This is a genomic window from Streptomyces sp. NPDC001393, from assembly GCF_053597455.1.
This window is the reverse complement of the sequence record NZ_JBSFIH010000021.1, coordinates 1-13,753: the sequence shown is the minus strand read 5'-3', so window position 1 is coordinate 13,753 and position 13,753 is coordinate 1. Positions and strand designations below refer to the sequence as shown.

Annotated in this window: 12 protein-coding genes; 3 read left to right on the top strand and 9 right to left on the bottom strand. The window is 71.7% G+C overall.

What is annotated here, in order from left to right; translation table 11 throughout:
- Position 1 precedes the first annotated feature (1 nt).
- The 5 genes from ACWC2T_RS22565 to ACWC2T_RS22545 all read right to left on the bottom strand — a co-directional run bounded on the left by ACWC2T_RS22565 (position 2) and on the right by ACWC2T_RS22545 (position 5,358).
- Entirely contained in the window at positions 2 to 1,345 is a 1,344-nt protein-coding gene (locus tag ACWC2T_RS22565) for an LLM class flavin-dependent oxidoreductase (RefSeq protein ID WP_450672131.1), read from the bottom strand.
- The gene (locus ACWC2T_RS22560) at positions 1,342 to 2,076 is read right to left on the bottom strand and encodes an ABC transporter ATP-binding protein (protein ID WP_450672130.1); all 735 of its coding nucleotides are present in this window, start codon (positions 2,074 to 2,076) and stop codon (positions 1,342 to 1,344) included. Before ACWC2T_RS22560 ends, ACWC2T_RS22565 begins: the two co-directional genes overlap by 4 nt.
- Complete coding sequence (locus ACWC2T_RS22555) at positions 2,052 to 2,900, bottom strand: ABC transporter permease (protein WP_450672129.1); 849 nt, start codon at positions 2,898 to 2,900, stop codon at positions 2,052 to 2,054. The genes ACWC2T_RS22560 and ACWC2T_RS22555 overlap by 25 nt, the downstream gene beginning before the upstream one ends.
- Positions 2,897 to 3,940 (bottom strand): ABC transporter substrate-binding protein, encoded by a 1,044-nt coding sequence (locus tag ACWC2T_RS22550; RefSeq protein WP_450672128.1) that lies wholly within the window; start codon positions 3,938 to 3,940, stop codon positions 2,897 to 2,899. Before ACWC2T_RS22550 ends, ACWC2T_RS22555 begins: the two co-directional genes overlap by 4 nt.
- Positions 3,941 to 4,158: 218 nt before the next feature.
- Positions 4,159 to 5,358 carry an ROK family protein gene (locus ACWC2T_RS22545; RefSeq protein ID WP_450672127.1) on the bottom strand — a complete coding sequence of 400 codons (1,200 nt, stop codon included), beginning with the start codon at positions 5,356 to 5,358 and terminating at the stop codon, positions 4,159 to 4,161.
- A 427-nt stretch (positions 5,359 to 5,785) separates the two neighbouring features.
- On the opposite strand from ACWC2T_RS22545, the gene ACWC2T_RS22540 reads away from it, so the two are divergent.
- Positions 5,786 to 6,367, top strand: coding sequence for a biotin transporter BioY (locus tag ACWC2T_RS22540; RefSeq protein WP_450672126.1), 582 nt, complete (start codon positions 5,786 to 5,788; stop codon positions 6,365 to 6,367).
- On the opposite strand, the gene ACWC2T_RS22535 is transcribed toward ACWC2T_RS22540, so the two are convergent.
- The 3 genes from ACWC2T_RS22535 to ACWC2T_RS22525 form a co-directional block, all read right to left on the bottom strand.
- A complete protein-coding gene (locus tag ACWC2T_RS22535) occupies positions 6,364 to 7,692 on the bottom strand; it encodes an FAD-binding oxidoreductase (protein WP_450672125.1) in 1,329 nt (442 codons plus the stop codon). The two genes, ACWC2T_RS22540 and ACWC2T_RS22535, sit on opposite strands and share 4 nt — an antisense overlap.
- Positions 7,693 to 7,753: 61 nt before the next feature.
- Positions 7,754 to 8,563, bottom strand: a complete 810-nt coding sequence (locus ACWC2T_RS22530; protein WP_450672124.1) for an Fpg/Nei family DNA glycosylase — start codon at positions 8,561 to 8,563, stop codon at positions 7,754 to 7,756.
- 107 nt (positions 8,564 to 8,670) lie between these two features.
- Positions 8,671 to 9,156 carry a ribose-5-phosphate isomerase gene (locus ACWC2T_RS22525; RefSeq protein WP_450672123.1) on the bottom strand — a complete coding sequence of 162 codons (486 nt, stop codon included), beginning with the start codon at positions 9,154 to 9,156 and terminating at the stop codon, positions 8,671 to 8,673.
- Between the two features lie 236 nt (positions 9,157 to 9,392).
- Between ACWC2T_RS22525 and ACWC2T_RS22520 the strand changes: the two genes are divergently transcribed.
- On the top strand, positions 9,393 to 10,817 hold the full coding sequence (locus tag ACWC2T_RS22520) for an amino acid permease (RefSeq protein ID WP_450672122.1): 1,425 nt from the start codon (positions 9,393 to 9,395) through the stop codon (positions 10,815 to 10,817).
- A gap of 85 nt (positions 10,818 to 10,902) precedes the next feature.
- On the opposite strand, the gene ACWC2T_RS22515 is transcribed toward ACWC2T_RS22520, so the two are convergent.
- On the bottom strand, positions 10,903 to 12,144 hold the full coding sequence (locus ACWC2T_RS22515) for a GNAT family N-acetyltransferase (protein ID WP_450672121.1): 1,242 nt from the start codon (positions 12,142 to 12,144) through the stop codon (positions 10,903 to 10,905).
- A 175-nt stretch (positions 12,145 to 12,319) separates the two neighbouring features.
- On the opposite strand from ACWC2T_RS22515, the gene ACWC2T_RS22510 reads away from it, so the two are divergent.
- On the top strand, positions 12,320 to 13,498 hold the full coding sequence (locus ACWC2T_RS22510) for a PP2C family protein-serine/threonine phosphatase (protein ID WP_450672120.1): 1,179 nt from the start codon (positions 12,320 to 12,322) through the stop codon (positions 13,496 to 13,498).
- Positions 13,499 to 13,753: the final 255 nt, after the last annotated feature.

Genomic DNA, 13,753 nt, shown 5'->3' with positions numbered 1-13,753 from the left:
TTCAGACGAGGGCGGGGGCCGGGCTCAGGTACTGGTTGGCGGGTCGGGGGAGGCCGTAGCGCTCCCGGAGGGTCTGGCGGGGGCCGTACGCGTCGCGGAACAGGCCGCGGGTGCGCAGGAGCGGTACGACGTGGTCGACGAACGCGTCGAGGCCGGAGGGCAGCACGGCGGGCATGATGTTGAAGCCGTCGGCGGCGCCCTGGGTGAACCAGGTCTCGATCTGGTCGGCGACCTGCTCGGGCGTCCCGGCGAAGGTGAGGTGGCCCCGCCCGCCGCCGAGCCGGGCGATCAGCTGCCGGACGGTGAGTTTCTCCCGCCGGGCCAGCTCGACCACGAGCGTGTAGCGGCTCTTGGCCCCCTCGACGGCGGACTCGGGCGGCAGGTCGGCGGGCAGCGGCGCGTCCAACTCAAGGGTGTCGTCCGGGAGTTGCAGCAGGCTCTCCAGCCGGCGGACCCCGTGGTCGTAGACGATGTGGTCCTCCAGCAGCCGCTCCGCCGCCCGTGCCTCCGCCTCCGTCGAGCCGAGCACGGGCACGATCCCGGGCAGCACCTTGATGTGCCCGGGGTCCCGTCCGGCTTGTGCCGTGCGGGACTTGAGGTCGGCGTAGAAGGCCTGGGCGTCGGTGAGGGTCTGCTGGGCGGTGAAGACCGCTTCCGCGTACCGGGCGGCGAAGGCCTTGCCGTCCTCGCTGGACCCGGCCTGCACGAGTAGCGGGTAACCCTGGGGCGTGCGCGGCACGTTGAGGGCTCCGGCCACGCTGAAGTACGTGCCCCGGTGCCGGGGCGGATGGATCTTGCTGTCGTCGCCCCAGACGCCGGCCGCCTTGTCGGCGACGATCGCGTCGTCCTCCCAGCTGTCCCACAGCTTCAGCGCCACGTCGAGGAACTCGGCCGCGCGGGCGTACCGCTCGGCGTGCGCGGGCTCGGCGTCCAGCCCGAAGTTCCGGGCGGCCTCGGCACCGGCGGTGGTGACGATGTTCCAGCCGGCCCGGCCGCCGCTGACGATGTCCAGCGAGGCGAACCTGCGGGCCAGGTTGTAGGGCGAGTTGTAGGACGTGGACGCGGTGGCGATCAGCCCGATGTGCTCGGTGGCCGTCGCCAGCGCGGTCAGCAGGGTGAGCGGTTCCAGGGCGCCGGCCGGCCGCTGGGCGAGGTTGCCCCACAGCTGGGGGCCGTCGGCGAGGAACAGCGAGTCGAACGTGCCACGCTCAGCGATCCGCGCGAGCCGCACGTAGTGCTCCAGGTCGACGTGCGCGCACGGGTCGCTCTCCGGGAGCCGCCAGGAGGCCTCGTGATGGCCGGTGTTCATCAGGAACGCGTTCAGGTGGAGTCTTTTCTGTGTCACCGGTGGTCCTCCGTGACGCCCAGTGCGGTCAGCAGTCGCTCGCGGTACTCGCCCAGGACCGGCTCGCGGTAGGAGCGCGGGTGGGGGCGGTCGATGGTCAGGTCGAGCCCGATGCGGCCCTGGTCCAGGACGAGGACGCGGTCGGCGAGCACGATCGCCTCGTCCACGTCGTGGGTGACCAGGAGCACGGACGGGCGGTGGCGCTGCCACAGGTCGCGCAGCAGGTTGTGCATCTTGATCCGGGTGAGCGCGTCCAGCGCGCCGAACGGCTCGTCGGCCAGCAGGAGTTCGGGCTCGCGGACCAGGGAGCGGGCGAGTGCGGCCCGCTGGGCCTCGCCGCCGGACAGCTCGCCCGGCCAGGCCCGCTCGCGGCCCTTCAGCCCGACCTCGGCGAGGGCGGCCCGGCCGCGCTCCTCGGCGTCCCTGCCGCCGGTGCCGAGCAGGACGTTGTCCAGCACCCGGCGCCAGGGCAGCAGCCGGGAGTCCTGGAAGACGACCGAGACCCGCTCGGGTGCGGTGAGCCGGCCGCCGCCCGCGACCCCGTGGTCCAGCCCGGCCACTGCCCGCAGCAGCGTGGACTTGCCCGAGCCGCTGTGCCCGAGCAGGGCCGTGAACTGGCCCGCGGGCAGGTCGAGGTCGATGCCGTCGAGGACCGTACGGCCGTCGAAGGACCGGGTCAGGCCCTGGAGCCGGACGGCGGGGCGGGTCAGTTGCTCAGTGTGCGGCGCCACGACAGCACCCTCCGTTCGACGAGACGGACCACGCTGTCGGAGACCAGGCCGAAGACGCCGTAGATCAGCAGGCCCACCAGGATCACGTCGGTCTGGCCGTAGTTCTGCGCCTGGAACATCATGTAGCCGAGCCCGGACGTGGCGTTGATCTGCTCCAGCACCACCAGGCCCAGCCAGGAGCCGGTCACCCCGAGCCGGAGTCCCACGAAGAATCCGGGCAGCGCGCCGGGTATCACCACCTGGCGTACGAAGGCGAGCCGGGACAGCCCCTGCACCTCGGCGAGTTCGACGTACCGGCTGTCGATGCCGGACAGCGCGGCGTGCGTGTTCAGGTAGACCGGGATGTAGACGACGATCGCGATGATGGCGATCTTGAAGGTCTCGCCGATGCCCAGCCAGAGGATGAACAGCGGGATCAGGCCGAGCGTCGGGATCGCCCGGTTGAGCTGCACGGTCCCGTCGATCAGCGCCTCGCCGGTGCGGCTCAGCCCGGCGGCGAGGGCGAGCAGCACCCCCGCGGCCAGGCCGATCGCGAAGCCGTACCCGGCGCGTGTCAGCGAGGTCAGGACGTCCGTGGCCAGGGTGCCGTCGGTCCACAGGTGACCGGCGGTCCTCAGCACCGTCCAGGGCGCCGGTACGGCACCGGTGTCGAGCGCCCCGGCGGCGGAGGCGCCGGCCCACAGGGCGAGGACGACGAGCGGGCCGGTCAGCCGGGCGGCGGGCAGCCGGCGGCCGGGGGAGAGCCGTCGGCGCCGGCGGACCTGGGGCAGCTCCCCGGCCTCCGCCGCCGCGACGGCGGGCGTCGTCGTGGTCAGCGCGGTCATTTCCGGTACTCCTCGGGTACGGCCTTGGCGGCGATCGACTCGAAGCGGTGGTCGAAGAGCGAGGCGACGTCGAACTTCCTCACGAACCCGCCCTCGGCGAGCAGATCGGCCGTCTCCTGCTCCCACTTGATCGCCTCGGCCCAACTGGGCGGGAACAGCGGCTTGTTGGCGAGCTTGGAGATGCCCTGCGCCTGCTGCGGGGTCAGGTTCTGCGTCTTGACGTAGAACTCCTCGTTCCACACCTGAGGGTGCTCGTACTGCCACACCTGGCCCTTGGCCCACTGCGGGATGTACGCGGCGATCGCGGCGGCCTTCGCCGGGTCGTTCAGCACGGACTGCGGGGCCCACAGCAGGTTGAGCAGGTCGACGACGTCGGTGGGGATGGTGCGGGCGCCCTTCGCCTCGTACTGGTTCAGATAGGCGGGCGCCTGGCTGATGGCGAGCGGGGCCACATCCACCTGGCCGGACTGCAGGGCGGTGAAGAACTGGTTGCTGGTCAGCGGGACCAGCTTCACCTCGTCGTACTTGAGACCCGCCTGCTTCAGCGCCCGCAGCAGGACCACACCCTGCGCCTGGCCCTGCGAGAACGCGAGCCGCTTGCCCTTGAAGTCGTCGACGGTGTGGATGTCGCTGCCGGGCTTGGTGGCGAAGAGGTAGTTGGGCCTGCGGGTGAGGTCGATCGCCACGATCCTGGCGTCGAAGCCCTGGTAGTGCGCCTGGATCGGCGGGATGCCCGCGTTGTTGGCGAGGTCCAGGGACCCCGCCCGGAAGGCGTTGATGACATCCGGGCCCGCCCCGATGTTCAGCCAGTTGGACACGGTGAACGGCAGCGCGGGCAGCTTCGCCAGCCGGAACTGCAGCTGCTGCTGGCCCTGGTACGAGGCGATCTTCAGGCTGGTGCCGGCCGGCACCTTGTCGGCGAGCGGCTCGGTGGCCGCGCCACCGGTGTCGGCGGACGCGTCGCCCTTGGCGCAGCCGCTGAGGCCCACGGCGGCGGCGGACGCGCCCAGCAGGGAGGTGAGAAAGACACGACGGTGCATGGGAGAACTCCCCAGAGGAAGGAGGGGAAAGACAGGAGGGAAAGGCAGGCGGAATTCCGGGGCGAGAAGCCGGAGGAAAAAGAGAGCAAGGAGCCGGAAACACGCGCTTCACGCGCGGCAATGTGTCAGCAACAAAGGGTGCGACAGCTGGTGAGCGGGCTCATGACCAGGATGTTCCTGTCTCTCGGCGACCGATGTCAACATTCCGAGTTTCTGAATTAAATACCCTCAGGTGACAGGCCCAGCGGATCCCGGAACAGCACGTCGAGAACCACCGAACCGCCCGCCACCGCCAGCACGGAATCCGGGAAGCTCGTCGGCAGCACGGCCGCCGAACGGCGTATTCCGGCCGCCTCCCGGAGCGCGTTCAGGCAGTCCTCGAAGTGGAGGGTGCCCACCTCGGTCACCACGACCGTCTCCGGATTGAGCACGTCCAGCAGCAGCCCGGCCGCCCGCCCGGTCGCCCGGGCCCGCTCCACCAGCAGCCGCCGCGCCACCGCGTCCCCGCCCGCCGCGGCGGCCACCACATGCATCGGGTTCACCGAGTCGATCACCCCGGCCTCCCGGGCCCGCCGGCTGAGCGTCCGCTCGCTCAGCTCCACCTGCAGGCAGCCGGTACGGCCGCACGGGCACGGCTCGCTGCCGCCCGGCACCGGCAGATGCGCGATCGCCCCGGCCGCCGAACGCGGCCCGTGGTGCACCTCGTCGCCCGTGGCGAAGGCCGCGTCGACCACATTGCCCACGAACAGGTGCAGCACGCTCCGGGCGCCCCGGGCCCGCCCGAACAGCCGCTCCCCGTGCACCAACGCCCGCGCGTGCCCGTCCACATGGACCGGCAGCCCGGTTAGGGCGCCGAGCAGCTCCCGCACCGGCACCTCGCGCCAGCCCAGCAGCTCGTGCTCGACCACGGTGCCGGTCTCCCGGTCCACCCAGCCGCCGACGGCCACCCCGGCCCCCAGCGGCCGGCGGCCCGGCACCTCGGCGAGCAGCGCCGCGAGCCCCTCGGCGGCCCGCGCCAGCACCCAGCCGGGATCGGTGCGTTCGTGCTTCAGCTCGCGCCCGGCCACCACCCGGCCGCGCAGATCCAGCAGCGCGACCGTCGTGTACGGCACGGCCACATGCACCCCGGCGACGACGAACCCCGTGTCGTCCAGGTCGACGGGGACGTGCGGCCGGCCGACCCCGTTCGAGCGCCGGGGCGCGGCGGACTCGCGGATCAGGCCGAGCTCGGTGAGCCGGGCGCAGTGTTCGGTCACCGACGCGGGCGACAGCCCGGTCAGCCGGGCGACGGTGCTGCGCGCCACCGGCCCGTGCTCCAGCACGGACCGCAGCACGACACTGGCGCTGGTGCGCCGCCGGTCGCTGTCGGCGGCCCGCGGAACGGGCGAGTCGAGGGTGGACACCGCGGTACGGGGCATGGGGAACCGTCCTGAGGGAAACGGGCCGACACGTCTCGGAAGGAGGGGCGTGCCGAGCGCTCGCCCCTACCCCGGGCGGCGACAGGTGGCCGTGCCCTGGCGTCGCAGGTCGACATAGCGACGCGAGGTGAGGTACCGGGCCTGGGCAACCATGGCTGGAAGGGTAGGGCAGGAAAGGTGAATCCGGCCAGACGACCGGGATTCATTTGGCGGGACCCCACAGTCCCCTCGGTCCCCCTGCCGAGTGAGCTGTGCGTCGCTGCCTCAGTGACCAGTGTCACGCCCTGGTCGGTGTAACCCACACTCTTTGTCCGAAGCCCACCAAGCCGTCGTTCCGTCATTTGTCGAGCGCTGACGGTGATCGGCTCGCGTCGGCTGGGATAGCGTCACGGTGTCCCAGCATGTCCCCGTCACCCGCGGAGTCCCCATGAGCACCGCCACCGCCACCGCTCGCCCCGGCGCAGTCCTCGCCGATCTGCTGCCCGCGTCCCGCGTCCGCGACGCGGCCCTCGTCGTCGGCGGCGCCGTGCTCACCGGCCTCGCGGCCCAGGTGGCGATCCCGGTGCCCGGCACCCCGGTGCCGGTGACCGGCCAGACCTTCGCCGCGCTGCTCGTCGGCACCGCGCTCGGTGCCCGCCGCGGCTTCCTCGCCCTCGCCCTGTACGCGCTCGCCGGTGTCGCGGGCGTGCCGTGGTTCGCGGACGGCACCTCCGGCGCGGCTTCGGTCTCCTTCGGCTACGTCCTCGGCATGCTGCTCGCGTCGGCGGCCGTCGGCGCGCTGGCCCGGCGCGGTGCCGACCGCTCGCCGCTGCGCATGGCGGGCACGATGATCCTCGGCGAGGCGATCATCTACGCCGTGGGCGTGCCCTACCTGGCCCTCACGGCCCACCAATCCGTCTCCTGGGCCGTCGCGTCCGGCCTCACCCCGTTCCTGATTGGCGACGCCCTCAAGGCGGCCCTGGCGATGGGCGCGCTGCCCACCGCCTGGAAGTTCGCGAACAAGCGCTAGGACGCGCTGACGCCGTAGTTCCTGCGGAAGAGGTTCGCCGGGTCGTAGGTCCCCTTGACCCGGGCGAGCCTCTTTCGCGTCTGCGGGTCGTACAACCCGGTGTTCCTGTCCCCGGCCCCGAAGGCGAAGTTGAGGGACCGTCCGAGGGTGTCCCCGGCCAGCAGTGCGAACGCCGGGTCGAGCACGGCCCGCGCCCGCTCCCGCTCGCCGACCGTCAGCAGCCGCACCAGGAACCGCCCTTCGCGGTACGGCACCGCGTTCGGCCGAGGGCGGGCGAGCGCGCCGCCCAGGTGGTTGATCTGCACCACACACATCTGGTCCGCCGCCGGCCCGGTGGCCCGCAGCAGCGCACCGGCCCGCTCGACGTCCAGCTCCCGCAGCACCGCGCTGTCGCCGTAGTAGGCGTGCGGGAAGTCCGGGTCGCTGTGGATGCTGTGGCTCTCGGCGTACGGCATCTCGCGCAGCGAGTCCGACAGCAGCGGCCCGATCTCCCGCAGCGGGGCGACGAGCGCGTCCCCGTCCCCGCCGGTGTGGGCCACCCGGATCGAGACGACGTACGTGCCGCGCAGATGCGGGGGCAGCGCGGGCAGGTCCGGGTACGGTACGGCGGCGAAGGACGAGGTCATTTCGTCGGGCACGGTCCGCGTCCAGGCCTCGTACGCCCGCAGCACGGCAGCCGGGTCCACCGCGCGCCCGTCGAAGGCGAGCGAGCCGCCGTACAGCGTCCGCACCGGTACGAGCCCGATCTCCAGCTCGGTGACGATGCCGAGGTTCTGCCCGGCACCGAGCAGCGCCCAGTACAGCTCGGGGTCCGTATCGGGGGTGACCCGCCACAGCTCGCCGTCGGCGGTGACGAGCTCCAGCCACCGCACATGGTCCGCCGCGTACCCGAACTCCCGCGCCAGGATGCCGAGTCCGCCGCCCAGGGTGTACGACACCGCGCCCACGCCCGGCGCCGACCCGTTCAACGGCGCCAGCCCGTACGGCTCGGCCGCCGCGACCACCTGCCCCCAGCGGACCCCGGCCTGCACCCGGACGGTACGGCCCTCGGGGTCGACCACGACCGCGTCCATGCGCCGGGTCGTGATGAGCATCCCGCCCTCGTACCCGCCGGGCAGCCCGTGCCCGGTCGCCTGCACCCCGACGGGCATCTGCTCGGCCGCCGCGTACCGCACGCCGGCCACCACGTCGGCCGCCGAACGGGCGGCCACGACCACGGCGGGCCGCCGCTCGAAACCGAGCTGGAAACCGTCGAGTTCGTCCTCGTAACCGGCGTCGCCGGGGCGCAGGAGGGTCAGGTCCAGGTGCTCGTCCACGTAGGTCATGGCGGACAGCATGGCCGCATAACCTGACAAGCGCCGTCAGGTTATCCGCGCGTGCGGGCGGTCACGGCTTCTGGCAGGTGGGGCACCAGAAGAGGTTGCGCGCGGCGAGGCCGGCGGTGCGGATCTCGTCGTCGCAGACGTGGCACGGCAGGGTGGCGCGGCGGTAGACGTACACCTCGCCGCCGTGGTCGTCCACGCGCGGTGGCCGGCCCATGGCCTCCGGAGTGTGCTCGGCCCGGACGGTGTCGATCCGGTTGCTGCGGACCCCTTCGTGCATCAGCTCGACGAGGTCGGCCCACAGGGCGTCCCACTCGGCCGGGGTGATGTCCCGGCCCGCGCGGTACGGGTCGATGCCGTGCCGGAACAGCACCTCGGCGCGGTAGACGTTGCCGACGCCGGCGACGATCTTCTGGTCCATGAGCAGCGCGGCGATCGTCGTACGGCTGCGGGAGATTCTGCGGTACGCCGCGGCCGGGTCGGCGTCCTCGCGGAGCGGGTCGGGACCGAGGCGGTCGTGCACGGCCCGCTTCTCGGTGCCGGTGATCAGCCGGCAGGTGGTGGGGCCGCGGAGGTCGACGTACGCCGTGTCGTTCGCGAGCCGGAGCCGGACGGTGTCGGTCGGCGGGGGTGCGGGGGCGTCGCCGAAGGTGACCTTGCCGAACAGCCCGAGGTGGATGTGGACCCAGTCGGTGCCCCGGAAGCGGAGGAAGAGGTGCTTGCCGTGGGCCTCGGTGGCCGTGAGCGGGGCTCGGTCCAGAAGGGCCGCGGCGTCGGAGAACTTGCCCTGCGGGCTGCTGACGCGCGGGGCCGTGCCGTGGAAGCGCTCGGCGTAGTCCTGGGCCAGCCGATGAATGGTGTGCCCTTCCGGCACGGCGGGGTGTCCTTTCCTTCTTCCTCGCCAGGACCCGTCCTCGCCAGGACCGGGGGCCCGGGGGCCGGAGCCCCCGGGGCTGCCCTTTCGGCCGCGTGGGTCGGGCGCTAGGCCTGCGGGTGGTGGGCCGGGATCGGGGGCAGGTCGCCCGTCGTCTCGTACGCCGACAGCATGTCGATCCGCCGGATGTGACGCTCATCACCGGAGAACGGCGTGTTGAGGAAGACCTCGACGAACTTCGTCGCCTCCTCCGTGCTGTGCATGCGCGCACCCACCGCGACCACGTTGGCGTTGTTGTGCTGCCGGCCGAGCGCCGCCGTCTCCTCGCTCCAGGCCAGTGCCGCCCGCACGCCCTTCACCTTGTTCGCGGCGATCTGCTCACCGTTGCCCGAGCCGCCGATCACGACGCCGAGGGCGTCGGCGTCCGCGGCCGTGCGCTCGGCCGCCCGCAGGCAGAAGGGCGGGTAGTCGTCCTGGGCGTCGTAGATGTGCGGCCCGCAGTCGACGGGCTCGTGACCCGCCGCCTTGAGCCACTCGACGAGGTGGTTCTTGAGTTCGTAGCCAGCATGGTCGGAGCCGAGATACACGCGCATGCCATGAGTGTGACACGCCCCATGGAGGGCAGCAGCCTCGGGTGGCGGCCGCGGCCGGGCCCCGAGGGATGCCTCACCAGACCTCGGAAAACGTGAGCAGGACCATAGAACCTCAAGGGAACCTCAAGTAACGATACGGATTCAGAGGTTCCCGAATCCGTTCGCCTCGGATTCACTGGACCGACTCGTACACCGCTCGTGCGAGATGCTCCGCCTGGTGTAAAGGAAACCCCTCCATGACCCCTGGTTCGGGCCTTCAAGCAGGACTCAAGAACCGCCACCTGACGATGATCGCGATCGGTGGTGTCATCGGAGCCGGCCTCTTCGTCGGTTCCAGTTCCGGTATCGCCACCGCGGGACCGGGCATCCTCCTGTCGTACGCGCTCGTCGGCACCCTCGTCGTCCTCGTGATGCGGATGCTCGGCGAGATGTCCGCCGCCAACCCCACCTCCGGCTCCTTCTCCGCGCACGCCGACCGTGCCCTCGGCCGCTGGGCCGGGTTCTCCATCGGCTGGCTCTACTGGTTCTTCTGGGTCGTCGTGCTGGCCGTCGAGGCCACCGCCGGCGCCAAGATCCTCTCGGGCTGGGTCCCGGCCGTGCCGCAGTGGGGCTGGGCGCTCATCGTGATGACCGTGCTGACCGCGACCAACCTGGTCTCCGTCGGCTCCTACGGCGAGTTCGAGTTCTGGTTCGCCGGCATCAAGGTCGTGGCGATCGGCGCGTTCATCGCCATCGGCGTGCTGGCCATCTTCGGCGTGCTTCCGGGGGTGCACGCCGACAAGGCGTCCTTCGGCAACCTGACGAGCCACGGCGGTTTCCTGCCGCACGGACCCGGCACCATCCTCACCGGTGTGCTGCTGGTCGTCTTCTCCTTCATGGGCAGCGAGATCGCCACCCTCGCGGCCGGCGAGTCGGAGGACCCGCAGCGCGCGGTCACCAAGTCCACCAACAGCATCATCTGGCGCATCGGCGTCTTCTACCTGGGCTCGATCCTGGTCGTGGTCTCCCTGCTGCCGTGGAACGACCCGTCCATCGCCAAGCAGGGCTCCTACGTCGCCGCGCTGAACTCGCTCGGCATCCCCAACGCCGGTCAGATCATGAACGTCATCATCCTGACCTCGGTGCTGTCCTGCCTCAACTCCGGCCTGTACACGGCCTCCCGCATGGCGTTCTCCCTCGGCCAGCGCGGTGACGCCCCGAAGGCGTTCGCCCGCACCACCTCCCGCGGTGTGCCGATGGCGGCGATCCTGGCCTCGGTCGTCTTCGGCTTCGTGGCGGTCTTCTTCAACTACGCCTACCCCGACACCGTCTTCCTCTTCCTGGTCAACTCCAGCGGCGCGGTCGCCCTGTTCGTGTGGCTGGTCATCTGCTTCTCGCAGCTGCGGATGCGGAAGATCATCCAGCGGGAGGCGCCGGAGAAGCTCGTCGTCAGGATGTGGCTCTACCCGTACCTGACCTGGGCGACGGCCGCCTTCATCGTCGGCGTCCTCGGCTACATGCTGACGGACACCAAGGGCGAGAGCAGCGGTCGTACGACCGTGCTGCTGTCCGTGCTGGTGGCGGCGCTCGTGGTCGCCACCGCCCTGATCAAGGAGAAGGTCGCCGGCCGCCGCACGGCCCCCGCCGTCGAGGCCCCGGCCGACAAGGTGTCCGTCGGCTGATCCGTCCCCTTCCGCTCCCGCGACCACAGCACGGTGAAGGCCCCCTTCACCGTGCTGTGCGTCGCTGTGGGTGCTCCCACCCCTCTCAGAACCCGTGCGGCAGCCACGGGGCCACCGGTGAGCCGAAGGCCACCGACGCCTCCGCCAGAGCCCCCGGCCGCAGCTCCCGCACCCGCCCCGCCGCCGCGAGCGACAGCAGTGTCACGCCACCGAGATAGGACGCGCCCAGCTCCCGTACGGAGAGGGAGAGGTCGGCGGCGTCGGACGTGCGCTCGCAGGACGCGCCCTTGGCGTCGCCCGTCAGCCGCCAACGCCCCGCGTTCCACGGGCAGAAGGCGTCCGCCACCTCCAGCACGACATCGACCGGCGCCTGATACGTACGCGCCGACAGCGCCGTACCGACGTCGACGAGACGGACGTACGCGTCGTCCCTCAGGCGCGGCCGGCAGCGCCGGGTGTCCGAGACCAGGTACCGCCAGGCGTCGTCGACCGGCCGCGACCCCACCGACAGGGTCGTCATCAGGTCGATGCCGAACAGGAACCGCCACAGCGCCGCCCCGGTGACGGGATCGAGCGCGGCCAGGTCCTTCAGCTGCACCGTGCCGTCGTGCCCGCTCTCGCCCCAGCCGATCTTCGTGCGGAAACGGACATAACCCGTCACCTCGCCGTCCCGCTCGGCGACCGCGCACTGCAGCGCCGACGCCCCGTCCCGCTCGCTCTCGGGGTCGAGGAGACCGGCCCGCTCCCAGCCGGGCTGCCGCGCCAGCATCCCCGGCCGCAGCGGCACCAGCGCCGCGTAGACCGCCTCGCAGGCGCCGAGGACGTCCGCGGGCGCCGCATAACGCACCCGTATGCCCTCCACGCCGGGCGGCAGGGACAGCGTCACCCGGCCCGTGTCGATCTCGGCACTCGTACGGAAGGTGGCCGCGCCGTACCCGAAGCGGCCGTAGATCGCGGGCTCGGACGCGGTCAGCACCGCGAGCGGCTCGCCCAGCGCCCGCACGTCGTCCAGCTGCCGGCGCATCATCGAGGTCAGCACCCCGCGCCGCCGGTGGGTCGCCGCCACGCTCACCATGGTCACGCCGGCCGCCGGGACCGCGGCCCCGCCCGGCACGGTCATCCGGAAGCTGAACGCACCCGTCGTACCGACGATCTCGTCGCCGTCCCAGGCAGCCAGAGAACGGTCGAACTCGGTCAGGGATCTGTCCAGTTCGCGTTCCTCGGCCGGTGCCGCCGGGGCGCCGAAGGCGCGGTACAGGACGTCGTACCACCGGTCCCAGTCGGACTCGCGCAGCACCTTCAACTCGGTTCCCCGGTCAGTCCCCATGGGCCATGCCTACCAGCGCGACGCGGGGCGAGCGAGCGAATTTCTCCCGGACGGCGGCGCGCCGGCCCCGCGTGCCGTTCACTGTGAGGACCAACCGCGAAGTCGAACCTCGCACGGGGGACAAGTGGGACCTCCCGTGCCAAGCAGCCGGTCCGATGGATAGGGTCCCGAACTAATGGCAGCAGGACGAGAGCGGCGCGCGAAGGCCGAGACGTTCACGGCCCGGTGGAAGATGCAGTGGCACCGGGTCCGTACCGGCCTGCGCAGAAGCGCCGTGGACTACTTCCGCGGCGACGGCTCCGACTGGATCGCCTTCGCCGGGCTGCTGCTCGCCATCCCCGCCCTCATGGGCATGACCCTGGTCGACTCGGTGTGGTGCTCCCCGGCCACCCTGGTGCTGCCGATCGTCGCCGGCGGCCTGCTGCTGCGCCCGGCGAGCCTGCTCGGCCTCTACGCGGCCGGGGCCACCGCGCTGATCGTGGAGTCGGTACGGCTCGGCCCGTACACCGAGGGACCGTCGCGGGTCACCCCGGGCGTGGTCCTGGTCGTGGCCGCGTGCGGTTTCTTCGGCCTGCTCACGGCCCAGTTCCGCAGCCGGGTCGGCGTGCCGTGGCGGCGCGGCGGCACCATGCTGTTCGACCTGCGCGAGCGGATCCGGGTGCAGAGCAAGCTGCCGAAGCTGCCGCAGGGCTGGCACCACGAGATGGCGCTGCGGCCGGCCGGCGGCCAGTCCTTCTCCGGTGACTTCGTCGTCGCGGCCCGCACGAACGGCGGCCGCACGCTGGAGGTCGTGCTCACGGACGTGTCCGGCAAGGGCATGGACGCGGGATCGCGCGCCCTGCTGCTGTCGGGAGCCTTCGGCGGCCTCCTGGGCTCCCTCCCCCCGCACGCCTTCCTCCCGGCCGCGAACGGCTACCTCCTGCGCCAGGACTGGGACGAGGGCTTCGCCACCTCCATCCACCTCGTCCTGGACCTCGACTCCGGCGACTACGAGCTGTACTCCGCCGGGCATCCGCCGGGGCTGCAGCTGAGCGCGGGCAGCGGACGCTGGGAGGAGAAGGCCGCCGAGGGCCCGCTCCTCGGCGTGTACGACGGCGCCCAGTTCGACTCCGTGAAGGGCTCGCTGCGTCCCGGTGACGTGTTGATGCTGTTCACCGACGGCCTGGTGGAAACCTCCGACCGTGACATCGTCGAGGGCATCGACCGGCTCACCGGCGAGGCCGACCGCTATGTCGCCGGCGGCTTCCACGGCGCCGCCTGGCACCTCATCGAAGCGGTCGCGAAGGACGTCAACGACGACCGGGCCCTGCTCCTGATCTGCCGCGAGTGGTCGACGGCACCGGCGGCACGCTGACGCCACCGGGGCGGCCGTTCGCCAAGCTTTGGTCACGGATGTTTGCTGACTTTGTGACGGTGCGGGCCCTGGATTGCCGCGGCGATTTGAGAGTTGATAGAGATGCTTCCGTATGCGACACGAGCGGCACATGCCGCATGAGCCCGTACGGGGGAGGCCGGATGAAGTTCGACATGGGTGCGCAGACGCTGTCGACGTTGATGCGTGATTCGCGGGGTTCGAGTCAGGATCTGGGGACGTTGATCCGGCAGTTGG

Bases quoted from the DNA above. Each gene is read 5' to 3' on its own strand.
- ACWC2T_RS22555 (WP_450672129.1), bottom strand. From the start codon at position 2,900: ATGACCGCGCTGACCACGACGACGCCCGCCGTCGCGGCGGCGGAGGCC.
- ACWC2T_RS22550 (WP_450672128.1), bottom strand. From the start codon at position 3,940: ATGCACCGTCGTGTCTTTCTCACCTCCCTGCTGGGCGCGTCCGCCGCC.
- ACWC2T_RS22545 (WP_450672127.1), bottom strand. From the start codon at position 5,358: ATGCCCCGTACCGCGGTGTCCACCCTCGACTCGCCCGTTCCGCGGGCC.
- ACWC2T_RS22540 (WP_450672126.1), top strand. From the start codon at position 5,786: ATGAGCACCGCCACCGCCACCGCTCGCCCCGGCGCAGTCCTCGCCGAT.
- ACWC2T_RS22535 (WP_450672125.1), bottom strand. From the start codon at position 7,692: ATGACCTACGTGGACGAGCACCTGGACCTGACCCTCCTGCGCCCCGGC.
- ACWC2T_RS22525 (WP_450672123.1), bottom strand. From the start codon at position 9,156: ATGCGCGTGTATCTCGGCTCCGACCATGCTGGCTACGAACTCAAGAAC.
- ACWC2T_RS22520 (WP_450672122.1), top strand. From the start codon at position 9,393: ATGACCCCTGGTTCGGGCCTTCAAGCAGGACTCAAGAACCGCCACCTG.
- ACWC2T_RS22515 (WP_450672121.1), bottom strand. From the start codon at position 12,144: ATGGGGACTGACCGGGGAACCGAGTTGAAGGTGCTGCGCGAGTCCGAC.
- ACWC2T_RS22510 (WP_450672120.1), top strand. From the start codon at position 12,320: ATGGCAGCAGGACGAGAGCGGCGCGCGAAGGCCGAGACGTTCACGGCC.